At 64.0% G+C, this 17,500-nt stretch carries 17 protein-coding genes; 11 read left to right on the top strand and 6 right to left on the bottom strand.

Annotated elements, in window-relative coordinates:
- Nucleotides 1-18 precede the first annotated feature (18 nt).
- On the top strand, nt 19-3,594 hold the full coding sequence (gene smc / locus BN2694_RS15140; RefSeq protein WP_135667094.1) for a chromosome segregation protein SMC: 3,576 nt from the start codon (nt 19-21) through the stop codon (nt 3,592-3,594).
- 48 nt (nt 3,595-3,642) lie between these two features.
- Nucleotides 3,643-4,551 (top strand): segregation and condensation protein A, encoded by a 909-nt coding sequence (locus BN2694_RS15135; protein ID WP_135667092.1) that lies wholly within the window; start codon nt 3,643-3,645, stop codon nt 4,549-4,551.
- A 28-nt stretch (nt 4,552-4,579) separates the two neighbouring features.
- On the opposite strand, the gene BN2694_RS15130 is transcribed toward BN2694_RS15135, so the two are convergent.
- Nucleotides 4,580-5,569, bottom strand: a complete 990-nt coding sequence (locus BN2694_RS15130) for an AEC family transporter (protein WP_135667090.1) — start codon at nt 5,567-5,569, stop codon at nt 4,580-4,582.
- A 132-nt stretch (nt 5,570-5,701) separates the two neighbouring features.
- Nucleotides 5,702-6,394 (bottom strand): phosphoribosyltransferase, encoded by a 693-nt coding sequence (locus tag BN2694_RS15125; protein WP_135667088.1) that lies wholly within the window; start codon nt 6,392-6,394, stop codon nt 5,702-5,704.
- 121 nt (nt 6,395-6,515) lie between these two features.
- On the opposite strand from BN2694_RS15125, the gene BN2694_RS15120 reads away from it, so the two are divergent.
- The 9 genes from BN2694_RS15120 (at nt 6,516) to BN2694_RS15085 (ending at nt 14,324) form a co-directional block, all read left to right on the top strand.
- On the top strand, nt 6,516-7,898 hold the full coding sequence (locus BN2694_RS15120; RefSeq protein WP_167880062.1) for an alpha/beta fold hydrolase: 1,383 nt from the start codon (nt 6,516-6,518) through the stop codon (nt 7,896-7,898).
- A gap of 115 nt (nt 7,899-8,013) precedes the next feature.
- Nucleotides 8,014-8,916 (top strand): PhzF family phenazine biosynthesis protein, encoded by a 903-nt coding sequence (locus BN2694_RS15115; protein WP_135667084.1) that lies wholly within the window; start codon nt 8,014-8,016, stop codon nt 8,914-8,916.
- A gap of 77 nt (nt 8,917-8,993) precedes the next feature.
- Nucleotides 8,994-10,043, top strand: a complete 1,050-nt coding sequence (gene mfnA, locus BN2694_RS15110) for a tyrosine decarboxylase MfnA (protein WP_135667082.1) — start codon at nt 8,994-8,996, stop codon at nt 10,041-10,043.
- 156 nt (nt 10,044-10,199) lie between these two features.
- A complete protein-coding gene (locus BN2694_RS15105) occupies nt 10,200-10,751 on the top strand; it encodes a YqaA family protein (protein ID WP_244605489.1) in 552 nt (183 codons plus the stop codon).
- Nucleotides 10,752-10,794: 43 nt separating this feature from the next.
- Nucleotides 10,795-11,352 (top strand): maltose acetyltransferase domain-containing protein, encoded by a 558-nt coding sequence (locus tag BN2694_RS15100; protein ID WP_135667080.1) that lies wholly within the window; start codon nt 10,795-10,797, stop codon nt 11,350-11,352.
- 48 nt (nt 11,353-11,400) lie between these two features.
- A complete protein-coding gene (locus BN2694_RS15095; protein ID WP_135667078.1) occupies nt 11,401-11,655 on the top strand; it encodes a hypothetical protein in 255 nt (84 codons plus the stop codon).
- The gene (locus tag BN2694_RS17260; protein ID WP_167880061.1) at nt 11,642-11,812 is read left to right on the top strand and encodes a hypothetical protein; all 171 of its coding nucleotides are present in this window, start codon (nt 11,642-11,644) and stop codon (nt 11,810-11,812) included. The genes BN2694_RS15095 and BN2694_RS17260 overlap by 14 nt, the downstream gene beginning before the upstream one ends.
- 74 nt (nt 11,813-11,886) lie before the next feature.
- On the top strand, nt 11,887-13,983 hold the full coding sequence (gene metG / locus BN2694_RS15090) for a methionine--tRNA ligase (protein WP_135667077.1): 2,097 nt from the start codon (nt 11,887-11,889) through the stop codon (nt 13,981-13,983).
- 38 nt (nt 13,984-14,021) lie between these two features.
- Nucleotides 14,022-14,324: a DUF7312 domain-containing protein gene (locus BN2694_RS15085; RefSeq protein ID WP_135667076.1), complete on the top strand. Its 303-nt coding sequence runs from the start codon at nt 14,022-14,024 to the stop codon at nt 14,322-14,324.
- Between the two features lie 55 nt (nt 14,325-14,379).
- On the opposite strand, the gene BN2694_RS15080 is transcribed toward BN2694_RS15085, so the two are convergent.
- From BN2694_RS15080 to BN2694_RS15070, 4 genes are all read right to left on the bottom strand, one after another.
- Nucleotides 14,380-15,054: a TIGR00266 family protein gene (locus BN2694_RS15080; protein WP_135667075.1), complete on the bottom strand. Its 675-nt coding sequence runs from the start codon at nt 15,052-15,054 to the stop codon at nt 14,380-14,382.
- A gap of 52 nt (nt 15,055-15,106) precedes the next feature.
- Nucleotides 15,107-15,256, bottom strand: a complete 150-nt coding sequence (locus BN2694_RS17255) for a hypothetical protein (RefSeq protein WP_167880060.1) — start codon at nt 15,254-15,256, stop codon at nt 15,107-15,109.
- A 104-nt stretch (nt 15,257-15,360) separates the two neighbouring features.
- Nucleotides 15,361-16,851, bottom strand: coding sequence for a cysteine--tRNA ligase (gene cysS / locus BN2694_RS15075; RefSeq protein ID WP_135667074.1), 1,491 nt, complete (start codon nt 16,849-16,851; stop codon nt 15,361-15,363).
- A gap of 180 nt (nt 16,852-17,031) precedes the next feature.
- Complete coding sequence (locus BN2694_RS15070; RefSeq protein WP_135667073.1) at nt 17,032-17,499, bottom strand: DUF7523 family protein; 468 nt, start codon at nt 17,497-17,499, stop codon at nt 17,032-17,034.
- Nucleotide 17,500: the final 1 nt, after the last annotated feature.

The raw sequence follows: 17,500 nt of genomic DNA, 5'->3' as shown, positions 1-17,500 counted from the left end.
GGGAGGAGTCGCTACCCCATGCATATCACAGAGGTCGTCCTGGACAACTTCAAGAGCTTCGGCCGCAAGACACGCATCCCGTTCTACGAGGACTTCACGACCATCAGCGGCCCCAACGGAGCGGGCAAGTCCAACATCGTCGACGCGATCCTTTTCGCGCTTGGGCTTGCCCGCACGTCGGGCATCCGCGCCGAGAAGCTCACAGACCTCATCTACAACCCCGGCCATCAGGATGGCGAGCGACCGGACGGCGAACGCGAGGCCAGCGTCTCGGTCGTGCTGGACAACAGCGATCGTACCCTCTCTCGGTCCCAGGTCGAAAACGCCGCCGGCAGCGAAAACGTCGGCGATGTCGACGAGATCGAGATCAAGCGCCGGGTGAAAGAGACCGAGGACAACTACTACTCCTACTACTACATCAACGATCGGTCGGTCAACCTCGGTGACATCCAGGATCTGCTCTCCCAGGCAGGAGTCACCCCCGAGGGATACAACGTCGTGATGCAGGGCGACGTCACCGAGATCATCAATATGACCGCGGGCGCCCGCCGAGAGATCATCGATGAGATCGCGGGCGTCGCCGAGTTCGACGCCAAGAAGGCCCAGGCCTTCGAGGAACTGGAAGTCGTCGAGGATCGCATCGACGAGGCCGAACTCCGGATCGAGGAAAAGGAGGACCGCCTCGAACAACTCAAAGACGAGCGCGAGACGGCCCTGGAGTACCAGGACCTCCGCGAGGAGAAGGCGGAGTACGAGACCTACGAGAAGGCTGCCGAACTCGAGGACAAACGCGAGGACCTCGCCGAGGTTCAGGAGTCGATCGGTGAACTGGAACAGCAACTCGCAAAACGGCAGCGTGAACTCGACGAGCGCCAGGGTCGGGTCGTCCGTCTGGAGGACGAACTTGAGGAACTCAACGCCGAGATCGAGCGCAAGGGCGAGGACGAGCAACTACAGCTCAAACGCGAGATCGAGGAGATCAAAGGCGAGATCGCCCGGCTGGAAGACGCGATCGAGAGTGCAGAGGAGAAACGGGAAGCCGCCGAAACCGACCGCCGGGAGGCGTTCGTCGAGATCGATCGCAAGCAGGAGACTGTCGACGATCTCGGGGACGACGTCCGCGAGATCAAAGTCGAGAAGTCCTCGGTGAAAGCCGAGGTCGACGACCTCGAGGTCGAGCTGGCGAACGTCGAGGAGGAGATCGAGGCGGTCGGGGCCGAATACGCGGAGGTCCGCGAGGACCTCGAGGACAAAAAGGCCGATCTAGAGGACACAAAAGAGCGCCGCAACGACCTTCAGCGCGAGCAGGACCGCCTGCTCGACGAGGCCCGCAGGCGCTCGAACCAGCAACGCGAGATCGAGGGTACCATCGAAAACCAGCGCGAGTCCCTGCCCGAACTGGAGGCCGAGATCGACGACCTGGCGGACGAACGCCGGAAAGCGGCCGAGAATCGCGAGACGATCGATGGCGTCGTCGAGGATCTCCAGGCTGAGAAACAGCAACTCCAGGAACAGATCGGGGAGATCGAGGACGACGTAGAATCCGCCAGACAGGAGTACGCCGAACTCGAGGCCCGGGCCGAGCAGTCGGGCGATGGCTCCTATGGTCGGGCAGTGACGACCATCCGGAAGGCAAATCTCGATGGCGTCCACGGCCCGGTGGGCGAACTCGGCGGTGTCGATCCGCAGTATGCCACTGCCTGTGAGACAGCCGCGGGCGGTCGGCTGGCGAACGTCGTCGTCGACGACGACGGCGTCGGCCAGCGCTGTATCGAACATCTGAAGTCACGCAACGCCGGCCGGGCGACGTTTCTCCCGCTGACCGAGATGGACCGGCGCTCGTTGCCATCGGCACCAGACCTCCCCGGTGTCGTCGACTTCGCGTACAATCTCGTCGACTTCGATTCGCAGTACGCGGGCGTGTTCAGCTACGTCCTGGGTGATACCCTCGTCGTCGAGGACATGGGGACCGCCAGAGATCTCATGGGCGAGTTCCGGCTGGTGACCCTGGAAGGTGATCTCGTCGAGAAGAGCGGCGCGATGACCGGGGGCTCCTCCGGTGGGTCCCGGTACTCTTTTTCGGGCGGCGAGGGGAAACTCCAGCGCGTCGCCGAGCGGATCACCGACCTCGAAGACGAACGCCAGAACCTCCGTGCGGAACTTGGAGACGTCGAGGAGCGCCTGGAAGACGCCCGAGACCGTCGATCGGAGGCCGCCGATCAGTTGCGGGAGATCCAGGCCGAGATCGAGCGCCGCGAGCGCGAATACGAGGAGACCGAGGAGCGCATCGCGGAGCTACAAGAGGAACTCGAAGAGATCGAGGCCGAACGCGAGGACGTCTCCGAGCAGATGGACGAGATCGAGGCCGAAATCGAGGCCGTCGAAGACGAGATCGACGGGATCGAGGCGACGATCGCCGATCTGGAAAGCGAGATCGAGGATTCGGAACTGCCCGCCTTGACCGACGAGGCCGAGTCGCTGCGCGAGGAGATCGACGAGCGCGAGGACGAACTGGAGACTCTGGATGCCAGATTGAACGAGTTGCAACTCGAGAAGCAGTACGCCGAGGACGCCATCGAGGACCTCCACGACGAGATCGAAGACGCCCAGAACCGGAAGGCCGAGCAGGAACAGCGTATCGAAGATTTGGAGGGCGATGTCGCCGAGCAGCAAGACCGCCTCGACGAGAAGGAGGCCGCTGTCGCGGAACTGGAGGCGGAACTCACGGACTTGAAGGCCGAGCGCGAGGAACTGCGCGAGGAACTCCAAGAGGCCCGGGACGAACGCGACGACCAGAAGGATCGCGTCAACACCGTCGAGAGTGATCTCGCGGACGAACGCGAGACTGCAGAGCGCTTAGAGTGGGAGATCGACGAGCTGGAGGCCGAGGTCGGCGAGTACGACCCCGAAGAGATTCCCGACCACCACGTCGTCCAGACGCGGATCGGGCAGCTCGAAGCGGAGATGGAGGCCTTAGAACCGGTCAACATGCTCGCCATCGAGGAATACGACGAGGTCGAGGCCGATCTCGAGGACGTACAGGACAAACGCGGTACCCTCGTCGAGGAGGCTGAGGGGATCCGCGACCGGATCGAGACTTTCGATGCGCGCAAGAAGGAGACGTTCATGGACGCCTACGAGGCTATCGACGAACACTTCCGGGAGATTTTCGAGCGACTATCGAATGGGAGCGGTCGCCTCCACCTCGAAAACGAGGACGATCCCTTCGAGGGCGGGCTCACGATGAAGGCCCAGCCGGGAGACAAGCCGATCCAGCGGCTGAACGCGATGAGCGGCGGCGAGAAGTCCCTGACGGCGCTGGCGTTCATCTTTGCGATCCAGCGGCACAACCCGGCGCCGTTCTACGCCCTAGACGAGGTTGATGCCTTCCTGGATGCCGCAAACGCCGAACTGGTCGGCGAGATGGTCGACGAGTTCGCCGGCGACGCCCAGTTCGTCGTCGTCTCTCACCGGTCGGCGTTGCTGGAACGCTCAGAACGGGCGATCGGCGTCACGATGGGCGCGGACAACGCCAGTGCCGTCACTGGGATCGACTTGAGTGGAGACAGTGCGGAGGTGGCTGCGGATGACTGATACGGTGGATTCGTACAGACGATCCCCTGGCGTGGAGGTGACTCGTCGATGAGCGACGAGGTTCCACTCGACATCACCGGTCATGAGGGTCGCGAGCGCCCCGACGGCGGCACCGAGATCGTCCAGGATACCGGCCTCGGAACGGGCGAACCGTCGATCGGCGGACCGGACGGAGACGACGTTGAACCGGTCGAGGTGCTGGTCGGCTTAGCCGAGGACGGCGAGATCGATCCCTGGGACATCGATGTCGTCCGCGTGACCGACAAGTTCCTCGATCGGCTCGACGATGCCGACCTCAGAACGTCCGGACGGGCGCTGTTTTACGCGAGCGTGCTTCTCCGGATGAAAAGCGACGCGCTCCTGGAAGACGACGGCGAGGAGCAACCCGTGCCTGAAATGGAGCCGGATCCCTTCGCCGCACAGCCGGGGGAGGGTGCGGGAGCCGATCCCTTCGAGGCGCTTGAAGACGAGATGGACCGCCGACTCGAACGCAAGCGTGCCAGGGGAACGCCCCAGACGCTTGATGAACTCGTCAGGGAGCTGCGAGAGGCCGAACGCGACTCGTGGTGGAAAGAGTCCAGGGAGTACGACACCAGCGATTCCCCGCGGGGGTTCCAGCGGGGCACCCAAGAACTCGACTATCACGCGAACGACGACTTCCGGGCTGACTCGGAGCCGACAGCCGCGGACGTGACCGACCGGACCCACGGCGAGGACATCGAGGAACTCGTCGAGTCGGTCGCGAGCTGCCTGGAGACACATTACGAGGCGGGCCGAGACGAGGTGCTGTTTGCAGAAGTCGATGATGTCGGTGGCTCGCGGGTAGAGACGTACCTCGGCATACTCTTCTTGACGGATCAGGGCCGTGTCACCCTCCAGCAAGACCAGTGGTTCGGCGACCTCTGGCTCAGAGACCCCGATGCGCCCGAGACGCCCGAGCCTGCGGGCAACGGGTGACCCGCCCGGCTACTGTTGGATGGTACCGCTAGACGATCACGCCGGCCCGCAGCAGCGCGATCAGTACCGTCAGTATCGGGATACTCAACAGCGTGGAGGTCAGGATCGCTGTACTGGCGAATTCGGGGGGTGAGATAGGCCCGTCCCCGTGTTCGCTGAACTCGCCGACGAGGATGATCGGCGTCACCGCCGAGGGGGCGGCACACTCAAGGACAAACACCCGGGCGACGGTCTGGTTTTCGAAGCCGATTGGAACGAGCGTCGAGCTGAACAGAATTGCGATCGCCGCACCGACCACCGGTGCGACGGCGAGTTTCAGCGCGTTGGGAACGAGCACGCCCCGGAGGGCTGCTCCGTAGTTCGTCCCTGACAGCTGGATGCCGAGGATGAGCAGCATGACCGGGATTGAGGAGTCCCCGACTAGCTGTAGTGTCGACATGGCCCCCGAATCAACCGGCGGAGCGAGGCCGAGCCAGCGGACGGCCAGCGCGACGACGACAGCGTAGACCAGGGGGATCTTGGCCGCGCGTTTCACGCCCGCGAACGCGCCGCCACTGCCGCGGGCGGCGACGTAGGTGCCGACCGTGTACAGCAGTACTCCCTGAACGGCCGCGTAGAGGACGGCCGTGCTTCGACCGGTCGCACCGAAGGCGAACTCCGAGAGCGGGATGCCGAAGTTCCCTCCGTTCGAGAACGCCGCAGCGAGGACGAACGCGCCAAGCAACGGTTCGGTGCGACCGGCGAGCCGGCCCGTGCCACCGGCAATGACGATCATCGCCGTGGTGAACGCGATGACGCCGACGGCGACCAGCAGGACAGTCGCGCCGCTCAACGGCGTCGTCACGAGTGTGTGAAAGACCAGTGCCGGCACCAGCACGTAGATGGTAATCGTGTTCAGCGGCCCGGCATCAACGTCCCTGGTCCGTCCCAGTGCGAAGCCGACGGCCGCAATGGCGACGATCGGCAGGATGGCGGTCGCGAAGATCCCAATCAGTCCGTCGATCGAGATGGCAGACACGCCTGGGGATTGGTCAGGCCGGGTCACAATCCCTTCGATCAGTGCGACGCGCCAGTCCAGCGATATCGGGGCAGCGCTGTACCGTCGCGTTATCGCTCCTCAGAGCAGCTGCCAGGTATTCTCTGTCGTCTCTCAGAGCAGTCGCCAGGTGCCCTCGCCGATGTCCTCGATCACGTCCCGGCGTTCCATCTCCGTCAGCACTTCCTCCATGCGGTCGGGCTGGGCGATCTCCATCTCCATGCGTTCGATCCCGTGATAGGAGCGCAGCAGCGAGCGGACGTCGTCTTCGCTGAACCGGTCGGCGTCGGCTTTCTCCATGACGCTTTCGATCAGGTCGATCATGTCCTCGATGAAGTTCCAGGGGTAGACGACCCAGGTCCACTCCTCGAGCCGTTCGCCGACGAAGTCCGGTTCGACCTCACTGGTCTGGAGTAGCTGTAGCGTGGCAGTCCGGACGGCGTTGGGATCCCGATCCTGGACGTACTCGGTGGCGTGTTCGATCGACTGGCCGGTGTCGGCGATGTCGTCGATGATCAGGACGTCCTTGCCCTCGACCGAGCCCTCGGGCATGGGATAGCGGACCTCCGGCTCGTCGGCCTTGGCGGCGGTGCCGACGTAGTGTTCGATCTTGAGGCTCGTCAGGTCGTCCAGCCCGAGGAAGTCACACAGGATCCGCCCGGCGAACCAGCCCCCGCGAGCCAGCGCGACGACGACGTCTGGCTCGAAGTCGTCAGCCTTCACGTCGTCGCTGACGTCCCGGCAGAGGCCGTAGATGTACTCCCAGTTAGTGATCGTACAGGGGAACTCGTCTGGCAGATCGGCCATTCAGGTGGTCACCGGAGGGACCCAGGTTGCGGCGACAATTAGGGCTTTACATACTTCCCGGCTTCAGGCGCTGTAGTCCGGGGGTCTGCTTATGATGGTTGCCTTCGAACGGAGCTCAACGATGGGAACCCGCCGACGCTTCCTCCAGGTGTGTGTCGCCCTCTCCGGCGTCACCCTTGCCGGTTGTTCAGAATCGGACGACGGAACGTCGACCGCCACTGGAACGACGACCGTCACTGGGGAGACTCTGGAAACGCGAAGCCGCGAGTTCGTCGCTGGGCTGGCTGCCGGAGAGTACGATCGACTGGTCGAGACCTCCCCGTTCACTGCGGAACTGGCGGCCCAGCTCGACGCGGGACGACTCGAACAGATCTGGACGGACAAGACGGTCACAATCGGCCAGTTCGTCGAGATCATGGCTGTCGAGTCCGGCCGAGTACAGGGGTATCACGTCGTCGACGTTGTCGTCCGGTTCACTGCGGGCCGGCGGATCGTCAGACTGTCGTACACGGACGGTGGCGAGATAGCCGGCCTGTTCGTCAGACGCCCCGCTCCCGAGGCCTCGTACTCGCCGCCCGAGTACGTCGAGGAATCGGCGTTCGCAGAGCACGATCAGTCCGTCCAGGCGACCGACGACTGTTCGCTCCCGGCGAAACTCACACTCCCCGCGGGCGAGCAATCGGTTCCCGGCGTCGTCCTCGTTCACGGCTCCGGTCCCAACGATATGGACGAGACGATCGGGCCGAACAAGCCCTTCAAGGACCTCGCGTGGGGGCTTGCGAGTCGAGGTGTCGCAGCCCTCCGGTACGACAAACGGACCTACGCCTGTGACATCGACCGGGCCACGCTCACGCTCGACGAGAAGACCACTGACGACGCCCTGACAGCACTCGACGTACTGCGTGCTCACCCTCGTGTCGACCCGTCCCGGACGGTCGTCGTGGGACACAGCATCGGCGGGATGGTGGCACCGCGGATCGCCGACCGCGACGACGCGATCGCGGGCGCAGTCATGCTTTCGGCCAACGCCCGCCCACTGCTAGACGTGATCCCCGCCCAGTACGAGTACCTGTTCCGGCTTGACGGGGAACTCGACGACGCGGAGGCGGCGCAACTTGAGGAGGTCGAGCGAACCGTCGATCGGGCCCGGTCGCTGGATATCGAGGACGGCGAGGTCGTCCTCGGACTGGGCGGGCAGCCGTTCTGGCGAACCATCCAGGAGTACGACCAGGTGGCGACTGCCGAGGCCCTCGACGTACCGTTGGCCATCTTCCAGGGCGAACGTGACTATCAGGTCACGATGGAGGACTTCGAACGCTGGCGGGACGCCCTGAGTGATCGCGAGAACGTGTCGTTCAGGTCTTATCCCGCACTGAACCACTTGTTCATGTCGGGCGAGGGCCAGCCCGTGCCGGCGGAGTACTTCCAGCCGAACAACGTCGACCATGCGGTCGTCGAGGACGTGGCCGATCGCGTTCTGGATATGACTGACACTGGAACGTGACCGGACGCGTTCTGGAGGTGACTGCTGAGAAATACCCGGTTTGTAGCTGTTGGACCCCGGACTGGAGCCGTCTGCTGTCGGTAGGCATATTCGGCTGGTCCACCCAGAAGACGGTATGACAGACTACGAGCGACGCGAGGTACACCTCGTCGACGCGTTCACGGCCGAGTCCTTCGCGGGCAACCCCGCAGGCGTCGTCCCCGAGGGCGACGGTCTCGAAGCCGACCAGATGCGGGCGATAGCCGCGGAAATCGGGGCCAGTGAGACGGTTTTCGTCCGGGAGAGTGAAGACGCCGATCGCCAACTGCGATACTTCACCCCCGAACAGGAGGTCGATCTCTGTGGCCACGCGACGGTCGCCGCCTACGCCCGCCTGTTCGAGCAAGCGGTCCTTGATGCCGGGGAGTACACCGTCGCGACGGGTGCTGGTGAGGTAACAGTCGAAATCGAATCTGACGGGACAGTCTGGCTCGAAGGCGCAGCACCGTCAGTAAGCGTAGTCGACATCGACTACGGCGAACTCGCGGACTTGCTCGGCCTGACCGAGACTGCCTTCGCGGGCGTCGGCGAGGACCTGCCGGTCGCCCGCGCTTCGACCGGGATGCCGTTCCTGATCGTCCCCATCAACTACTTCGAGCAGCTGGGCGACATCACGCCGGACTTCGGCGCGATCGCGGATCGCTGTGGGGCCGAGGGGGCTGTCGGTATCTATGCGTTCACGTTCGACACGCTGGATCGTGAGTCGACGGTCCACGGTCGGCTGTTTGCCCCGTCGCTGGGCGTCAACGAGGATCCGGTGACTGGGACTGCAAGCGGTGCCGTCGGCGCGTACCTCCGTCGCTTCAGCGGGGTCGAGGGAACGGAATACCGGTGTGAACAGGGAGACTTTCTCGATCGGCCGGGGCGCGTCCGCGTTCGAACCGGGGACGCGATCCGCGTCGGCGGCCGGGCAGTAACGACGATGAGCGGCGAAATCGCTGTCCCGGAGTCAGAAGACGGCGAGATCATCGAGGCCTGAACGCCGGTCGAATCCCTTGTTGTCACGGTTCTTTAGCGAGCGGAACCGATAAACCGATCACGCCCCTATGGGTTGGTATGCAGCGGGCCGAGCCGCAGGCGTTCGAACGTGTCCTCTCCTCAATGTGCACTGTCCCACATCCCGCGGCCCGCGAGGCGGCCGAACGCTTCCTCGCGACCAACCCTGGCGATCCGGGGACCTATCAGACGGTCGCCGACCTCGAACGCGAGGCAGTCGACATCCTCGGCGAGGTCGCCGGACTTGACGATCCGGCCGGGTACATCACCAGCGGTGGCACCGAGGCGAACATCCAGGCCGTCCGCATCGCGCGTAACCGCGCCGAGACGGACGATCCGAACGTCGTCGTGCCCGAGAGCGCTCACTTCAGCTTCCGGAAGGCCGCCGAGATGCTCGGCGTCGACATCCGGCAGGTTCCGACGACCGACCATCGTGCCGATGTCGACGCCACGGCCGACATCATCGACGACGACACAGTCGGGGTGGTCGGCGTCGCCGGGACGACCGAGTACGGACACGTCGATCCGATCCCCGCACTGGCCGATCTGGCCGAGGACGCTGGGGCGATCATGCACGTCGACGCCGCCTTCGGTGGCTTTTTCCTGCCCTTTTCGGACTTCGCGTGGGACTTCGAGGACGCCGCCATCGACACGATGACGATCGATCCCCACAAGGCCGGACAGGCAGCGGTCCCGGCCGGTGGCTTTCTCGCCCGTTCGACGGACTACTTAGACGAGTTGACGATCGACACGCCCTATCTCGAGTCCGAGTCGCAGTTCACGCTGACGGGAACCCGCAGCGGGGCCGGCGTCGCGAGCGCCGTCGCGGCGATGGAGGCGCTGTGGCCGACGGGATATCGCGACCAGTATCACACCTCGATGGACAACGCTCACTGGCTGGCTGATCGCCTCGCCGAACGGGGCTATCGCGTCGTCGGGCCGGAACTGCCACTGATCGCGGCCGACGTCTCGCTGGAACTGGTCAATCAGCTCCGCGGTCGGGGGTGGCGCGTCACCAAAACGGGATCGGGTGAGATGCGCATCGTCTGTATGCCCCATGTGACGCGTTCGATGCTGCGGTCGTTCGTCGCCGACCTCGACTGGTACTGAACACGGACCGGCCACTCCCAGCGGTGCTGCATACGGCGGTGAGGACGAAATATGAAGGTTTAGGTGCCCGTGATCTGAATATCTGCCGTGATCGCCGCCCTCCCGCTCTCCCCACCTGCCAACGTCGTGTTCGGTCTGCTAGGTACACTCCACGATCTGCTCGGTCCCGGAGGTGACTTCCTGGCCTGGCTCTACACCGTCCTCGAGGACTCGGTCCGCCAAGCGAGGGGGCCGCCCGGGCTGGTCATCATCGCGATCTACTCGTTTTTGATCGCGTTCCTCCTCCCTCTCCCCAGCGAGATCGTCCTCGCGCCCGCCGGGCAGATGCAACTGGGATTACCGTACGATCTGACGCTCGCGATGATCGTCTTGGTCAGCGGGTTCGGCAAGGCCGTCGGGAGCGTCTTCGCGTTTCACATCGGCCAGGAGGCCAAGGAGTACGGTCCGCTCGTCAGACGCATCAAGCAGTCCCGGTTCGACTTGATCGAGTGGTCCGAGCGCAAGACAGTCCAACTCGCTCGCCAGTACGGCTATGTCGGTCTCGCGTTGGCCCTGTCGGTCCCGTTTTTCCCCGACACGATCTCGATTTATGCCTTTACCATCCTTGAGAAAGATTACACCAAGTTCGCGCTTGCAACCTTCGCGGGCAGCGTCGGCCGCCTCCTCGTGACGATCGGCGTCTTGGGCGGGGCGTTCGTGCTGTTTTGAGTCCCGGCGGAAGCGCCTTTACTCGGGCGCCCGGAGTCCGGTCATGGCATCCGAGAAGCAGAAGATGCTCCGCGGCGAACTGTACGACGCCTCGGACCCGGAGCTGGTCACAGAACGCGAACGTGCCCGGGAACTCGTCGCGACGTACAATCGTACTGCGCCTGACGCGACCGACGACCGACGGGCGCTACTCGGGGAACTGTTCGGTTCGGGCGGTGAGATGGCACACGTCGAGGCCCCGATCCGGGTCGACTACGGCTACAATATCGAAGTTGAGGCGGGGTTCGAGGCGAACTTCGGCTGTGTCTTTCTGGACGTCCGATCGATTACCTTCGGCGCAAACTGTCTGCTCGGTCCCGGGGTCCACTGCTATACGGCGACGCATCCTGTCGATCCGGACGCACGGGCTGAGGGCCTAGAGTCGGGAGAGCCCATCACCGTCGGCGAGAACGTCTGGATCGGCGGGCAAGCCGTCCTCTCCCCGGGCGTGACCGTCGGCAACGGCGCCGTGATCGCCGCCGGGGCCGTCGTCGTCGAAGACGTGCCGGCCCGGACGGTCGTGGCTGGCAATCCGGCCACGGTCGTTCGCGAACTCGACTGACCGTCCAGAGAATATATAATTATGCGGCCGCCGCGCGATTCGGCGCCTGTGAATCGTCGAAGCCTCTCCAGCCAGGTCGTCCTCGGGGCGATCATCGTCGGCCATTACCGCTCGCGCTCCCGAGGGGTCGCCGATTCCCTCATCAGTTCCGTTGGGGGCAGCGAGCAACGCTCGACGATGGCGGCCTTCGAGGGTTCGGACCCGACGACGCTGTTGGGCGGTGTCGAACTCGGCCTCCGGGAAGCGGGGATCGAGGATCGGCCGGCGACGATCAACGCGACCGCGCTCTGTGGGGGGCTGTGAGATCGTCGTCCCGCCCGGGTGGAACGTCCGGCTGGACATCCTCCCGATCTTCGGCGAGGCCGAAGACGAACGCAAGCGACGTGATCGCGATCACGACGAGGGGGATCTGGTCGTGACCGGCTTCGCTGCCTTCGGTGCTGTCAGCATCTCTGACTGAATGACGGATCGGCTGGCCGATTTCGCCGTCCGGAAACCGGCGGGTTTTAGGCCGGAATAGCGATACTTTCGGCTATGAGCCACGACGAGTTCCCGACCGAAAACCCCGCAGTCGTGACCTGCGGGTTGCCCTATGCCAACGGGGACCTGCACATCGGCCACCTGCGGACGTACGTCGGTGGCGACGTATTGACCCGTTCTCTGGAGAAACTCGGCCAGCAGACCGCCTTCGTCTCCGGATCGGACATGCACGGGACGCCGATCGCCGTCCAGGCGATTCAGGACGACATCGACCCGGCAGACTTCGCCCTGGAGTACCACCAGCAGTACGAGGAGACGTTCCCCCAGTTCGACATCGACTTCGACAACTACGGCCACACCCACCAAGAGACCAACCGCGAGTTGACTCACGAGATCGTCGAAGCCCTCGAAGCTGAGGGCTACGTCGAGGAACAGGAGATCAAGGTCGCCTGGGACCCCCAGGACGACCAGCCACTCCCCGACCGCTACGTCGAGGGGACGTGTCCCTACTGCGGTGAGACCGCCCGTGGCGACGAGTGTGACGAGGGTTGTGGTCGTCACCTCGAACCCGGTGAGATCGAGAATCCTGTCTCGAAGATCTCGGGCAACCCTGCCGAGTACCGCGAGCGCACCCACAAATTCTTCACGGTCTCGAAACTCGCCGATTATCTCTCTGACTTCCTCGATCGTCTGGAGGGGACGCCGAACGCACAAAATCAGCCCCGCCAGTGGATCGAGGAGGGGCTACAGGATTGGTGTATCACGCGGGACATGGACTGGGGCTTTGAGTACCCTGGAGACGGTGAGGACAGCGAGGATCTGGTCCTGTACGTCTGGGTCGACGCGCCCATCGAGTACATCGCTTCGACGAAGCAGTACACCGAACGGGTCGGTGCCCAGACCTATGACTGGGAGGGTGCCTGGAAAGCCGACGAGCCTGCTGGCCCCGACAGCGGGGAGATCGTCCACGTTATCGGGCGGGACATCATCCAGCACCACACCATCTTCTGGCCCGCCATGCTCCACGTCGCCGACTACAACGAGCCACGGGCCGTCGTCGCCAGCGGGTTCATGAGTCTCGACGGCGATGCCTTCTCGACGAGTCGCAACCGCGCGATCTGGGCGCGGGAGTACCTCGATGAAGGGTTCCATCCGGACCTCCTGCGGTACTACCTGACGACCGTCGGCGGGTTCCAGGACGACATCGACTTCTCGTGGGATCGCTTCCGCGAGCGGGTCAACGGCGAGCTGGTCGGGACGGTCGGGAACTTCGCCTATCGGTCGCTGCTCTTTGCCCACCGCAACTACGGCGGCACGCCCGAGGCCGACGTCTCCACGGAAGTCGAGGACCGCATCGAGGACGCTCTCGAGGACTTCCGTGCAGGTGTCAACGACTACTCGATCCGGACGGCTACGCAAGCCGCGGTCGAGCTTGCGAGTTTCGGCAACGAGTACATCCAGCGCCACGAGCCCTGGAACTTAGACGACGACGCCGCGCCGGTGATCCGCGATTGCGTCCAGATCGCCAAGGCCGTCGCCGTGCTCACCCAGCCAGTCACGCCCGAGACGGCCAGTCGACTCTGGGGCCAACTCGAGGAGGACGGCTCGGTGGCCGACGCGACCCTCGACGCTGCCCTCGAGGATCCGCCCGCCGCGTTCGGCGAGCCGACGGAACTCTTCGAGAAAATTCCGGCCGAGCGCGTCGAGCAACTCAACGAGAAACTTGAGGCACGCGTCGCAGAAGCGACAGCGGACGACGGGGAGACCGAAACCGAAAGCGACGACTCCGCCAAGAGCAAAGAGGGCGGTATGGATCTCGAACCCCTCGCTGATGACCGAATCGGTTTCGACGATTTCCAGGAACTCGACATCCGCGTCGGCGAAATCGTCGAAGCGGAACCGATCGAGGACAGCGACGATCTCGTTCGCCTCGAAGTCGACATCGGTATCGAGACCCGACAGGTCGTCGCCGGGATCAAGCAACTCCACGACGTGGAAACCCTTCCGGACACGCGCGTCGTCCTGCTGGCGAACATGGAGAAGGCCGAACTGTTCGGCTACGAATCCAACGGGATGGTCCTCGCGGCGGGCGAGGAGGCAGACCTGCTGACGACCCAGGAAGACGCGGTGCTGGGCTCGAAGATCCGCTGACACGTAGCACTTTAACCGACTGACCGACTACAGCTGGTATGTCCGAGGACGACGAGTGGAGTTACGACGTTGGGGAAATCGGTGACGAGGAGGACACCGAGCAGACTGGCGAGGAGTCCGTGCGTTCGCCGGAACAGGCGACGGTTACTGAGGAACCTGGTGATGACGAGGACGGCTGGCGATTCTCCCTTGAAGACCTAGAAGCGGACGACGAAGACCAAGCCGGCTGGCTCGGTCTCTCGGCGGAGGTCGAGGCCGGATCACCGGCCCTCGAAAACGTCGTGTTCGTGCTGTTGGGTGTCGCGTTGGCCGTCGTCGTCGCCCTCCAGCTGTTTCTGTAGTAAAATCGGATATTTGCCGCACTCGATCACGACGCGTGTGTTTTGGACGGTCCTGTCAGCTGTCACTCGGCATCCGTGGTGCGAGTATCGACACCAGCGCGTCCATATCCCGCGTCTGGTACCAGGCTGTCCCCGGTCCGGTGAACTCGAAGACGACGCCTTCACCGCTCAATAGCGTCGACTTGAGGCCACCGACGCGTTGCGTCTCGAAGTCGATCGTATCGTCCCAGGCGACGAGATGTTGATTGTCCAGGACGTAGGACTCGCCGGGGCCGAGGTCGAGCCGTTCGAGACCGCCGTAGGCGTCGATAAACGCCGAGCCGGTCCCTTTCAACGCGAGTGGAGTGAGCGATGCCTCGCCGAGCATGGATTTGAGCCCGCCGAGTTCGGAGTCGATCTCGACTGTCCCCTCAGCCGCGAGGAACGCGCCATCGATGGTGTACAGCGTCTCGCCCTCTAATTGGTGTTCCATCACGTCACCGGGGGACGGCGGGGCGAACGTGATCTGGCCGGGGCCGTCTTCGGCGACAAACTTGTTGACGAACGCCGACTCGCCGCCGAGCATCGCCTTCGCGGAGCCGAGCAGTCCGTCACCGCTCGATTCTGTTTCGACGACTATCGTCGGGGAGTGGCCGACCATGGCCCCGGGCTCGGCCATGATCGACTCTCCGTGGTCCAATTCGACGACGAGATGCGTGTAGGACGGTCTGTGCGTGTACTCGAAGTCCATATTCGTCAGCACTGTCTCGGACAACTGAGTTAAAAGTATCCCAGAACGTCATTCACGGCCCGATGAAGATCCGCGACGCGTCGCCGTACCGTTTCCAGACGCTCCAGATCGTCGGGAAGAAATCGGTCTCGAAGTCGCTGTCGTACAGGACGACGCCGAACCACCCCTTGCCGGCCCAGTCGAGTCCGATGTACTTGCCCATAATGTCGGCTACACGGAGACCGATGAAAAGTGTACTGCGGACGGTGGTGGCGGGCGATCGGTGGTGTAATCTAATCGGCGACGAAACACGCAGACGTCCCCTATTCAGGGGAGTCGATAACTCGGTCCGTCGTCTCCGTCCTCGACCTCGACGCCAAATGCGGCCAGTTCGTCGCGCAACTCGTCGGCACGCTCGTAGTTGCCGGCTTCACGTTCGGATTCGCGGACATCCAAGACGAGTTCGACGAGTTCCCCGGCGAGGTTGACCTCGCCGCCGTCACCGCCTATCTCACTCAGCGGCAACCCGAGCACGCCGACGGCGAACTCCTCGTAGGTCTCGATCGCCTGCCGGAGGCCACGATAGTCGTAGGCGTTCCGGTCGTCGACGTGGCGGTTGACCGCGTTGGTCAGTTCCAGGAGCGCAGCCAGCGCCTCGCGGGTGTTGAAATCGTCGTTCATCGCCTCGGGTACGGCCTCGCGCGTGTCGCCGACGGCTTCCCGCAAGTCACCGTCTTCGACCTTCGTCGTCGCGTTGACGTTGTCGGCGGTGTCGACGGCGCGCTCGTAGCCACGCTTCAGGCGATCGAATCTCTCTTCGGCCTCTGTGAGTGTCTTCTCGCTGTATGTCGCCCGGCTGTGATAGGCCGTCGACAGCAGGAAGGTTCGGACGACACCAAGGCCGTATTCCGCGATGGCTTTCTCGACGGTGGCGAAGTTGCCAAGCGAGGACGACATCTTCTCGTCGGCTGTCTCCAGCAGTCCGACGTGCAGCCAGTGCTCGGCGAACGTCTGTCCGGTCGCGGCCTCGCTCTGGGCGACCTCGTTCTCGTGGTGGGGAAAGATCAGATCCTGACCGCCGACGTGGATGTCCAGGGTCTCATCGAGGTGGGTCATGCTCATCGCCGAGCACTCGATGTGCCAGCCCGGCCGCCCCTCACCCCACGGCGAATCCCACGTTTGGGCCGTCTGGCAAGCATCCGCTGCGGGTGCAGCCTCGGGATGGCGATGCTCGGCGATGTCATCGGGGGCGACGCCGCCGGCCTTCCAGAGGGCGAAGTCCTGGGGGTGGCGCTTCTCGCCGCGCTCTTCGGGATTTCCCTGGGCGTCGAGATTCTCTACAGTCTGGTTCGAAAGCTCGCCGTACTCCTCGAATTCAGTCACGTCGAAGTACACCGACCCGTTGGATTCGTAGGCGTATTCCCGGTCGATCAGCGTTTCGACGAGGTCGATTATTTCGGGGACGTGCTCGGAGACGCGGGGGTAGACCTCGGCGCGTTTGAGGTTCAGCGAGCGCATGTCTCTGATGACCTCTTGGATGTAGGATCGGGCCACGTCGTCCTCGCTGTCGCCCACTTCGCCGACCCGGGCGACGATCTTCTCGTTGACGTCGGTGAAGTTCTCGACGTGGTGGACATCGTACCCGAGCCACTCGAGCCAGCGGTGCATGACGTCGACGTGGACCCACCCGCGGGCGTGGCCCAGGTGTGGCGGGTCGGAGGTCGTCAGGCCACAGTAATACAGCGTGACCTCGTCGGGATCCTGTGGCTCGAACGCCTCCTTCTCGCCCGAAAGCGTGTTCGTCACGCGCAGGGTCATTGGCAGAAGGTTCGGCGGCGAGCGTTTCAATCCGTCGGATCGGGCGACGTCCAGGGGGGCTTGCCGCCGGCTGTTCGTAGAGTCAGTGGACTTTCGACGATGGTCTGGCCGCTTGTGCCCGCGTCAGTGATTGATGGCTTTCTCCACTCATGGGTGAGTGTAGGCGACAGCATGGTCTCACTACACAGCGTCTTCGAGGAGCTGGACGGTCCTGGGACCGTCCCGGCGTTCGACCAAGACGACGAGTGACTCGTCTGCGACACCCGCCGCCTCCACGGTGACGTCCTCGGCGTCCAGACGGGCGAGCGCACGTGTCAGTAGCCACGGGTCGACATCTCCTTCGACAAGGACGGCCGTCAGGGAACCCCTTCCCGGAGAGAACGTCGCGTCCCCGACCGTGAGGAGGCCATCGGCGGGATCGTCGACCCGGCCGACGCCGGTTTGCATCGTGACTCGAACCGATCGGTCCCGATCGTCGCGTTCGGACAACTCCACGGCGTAGCGCCGGAGCGCCGCGGCGACCGGTTCTTCCTCGCCGACGGATAGTAGCCTGGCGGCCGCAGAGTAGTTGATTACACCAGCCCGTAGCGCCTCGTGGACGAACGGTCGCGCCCGGACCGCTTCCCGGGCCTGCTCTGCGAGGGTCATA

Origin of the sequence: Halorhabdus rudnickae (assembly GCF_900880625.1) — an archaeon.
Classification (GTDB): domain Archaea; phylum Halobacteriota; class Halobacteria; order Halobacteriales; family Haloarculaceae; genus Halorhabdus; species Halorhabdus rudnickae.
Note: the sequence above shows the minus strand (reverse complement) of the source record. Positions and strands in the feature narration are given on the sequence as shown.

Coding starts and splice junctions, on each gene's coding strand:
- smc (WP_135667094.1), top strand. CDS start 19: ATGCATATCACAGAGGTCGTCCTGGACAACTTCAAGAGCTTCGGCCGC.
- BN2694_RS15135 (WP_135667092.1), top strand. CDS start 3,643: ATGAGCGACGAGGTTCCACTCGACATCACCGGTCATGAGGGTCGCGAG.
- BN2694_RS15125 (WP_135667088.1), bottom strand. CDS start 6,394: ATGGCCGATCTGCCAGACGAGTTCCCCTGTACGATCACTAACTGGGAG.
- BN2694_RS15120 (WP_167880062.1), top strand. CDS start 6,516: ATGGGAACCCGCCGACGCTTCCTCCAGGTGTGTGTCGCCCTCTCCGGC.
- BN2694_RS15115 (WP_135667084.1), top strand. CDS start 8,014: ATGACAGACTACGAGCGACGCGAGGTACACCTCGTCGACGCGTTCACG.
- mfnA (WP_135667082.1), top strand. CDS start 8,994: ATGCAGCGGGCCGAGCCGCAGGCGTTCGAACGTGTCCTCTCCTCAATG.
- BN2694_RS15100 (WP_135667080.1), top strand. CDS start 10,795: ATGGCATCCGAGAAGCAGAAGATGCTCCGCGGCGAACTGTACGACGCC.
- metG (WP_135667077.1), top strand. CDS start 11,887: ATGAGCCACGACGAGTTCCCGACCGAAAACCCCGCAGTCGTGACCTGC.
- BN2694_RS15085 (WP_135667076.1), top strand. CDS start 14,022: ATGTCCGAGGACGACGAGTGGAGTTACGACGTTGGGGAAATCGGTGAC.
- BN2694_RS15080 (WP_135667075.1), bottom strand. CDS start 15,054: ATGGACTTCGAGTACACGCACAGACCGTCCTACACGCATCTCGTCGTC.
- BN2694_RS17255 (WP_167880060.1), bottom strand. CDS start 15,256: ATGGGCAAGTACATCGGACTCGACTGGGCCGGCAAGGGGTGGTTCGGC.
- cysS (WP_135667074.1), bottom strand. CDS start 16,851: ATGACCCTGCGCGTGACGAACACGCTTTCGGGCGAGAAGGAGGCGTTC.
- BN2694_RS15070 (WP_135667073.1), bottom strand. CDS start 17,499: ATGACCCTCGCAGAGCAGGCCCGGGAAGCGGTCCGGGCGCGACCGTTC.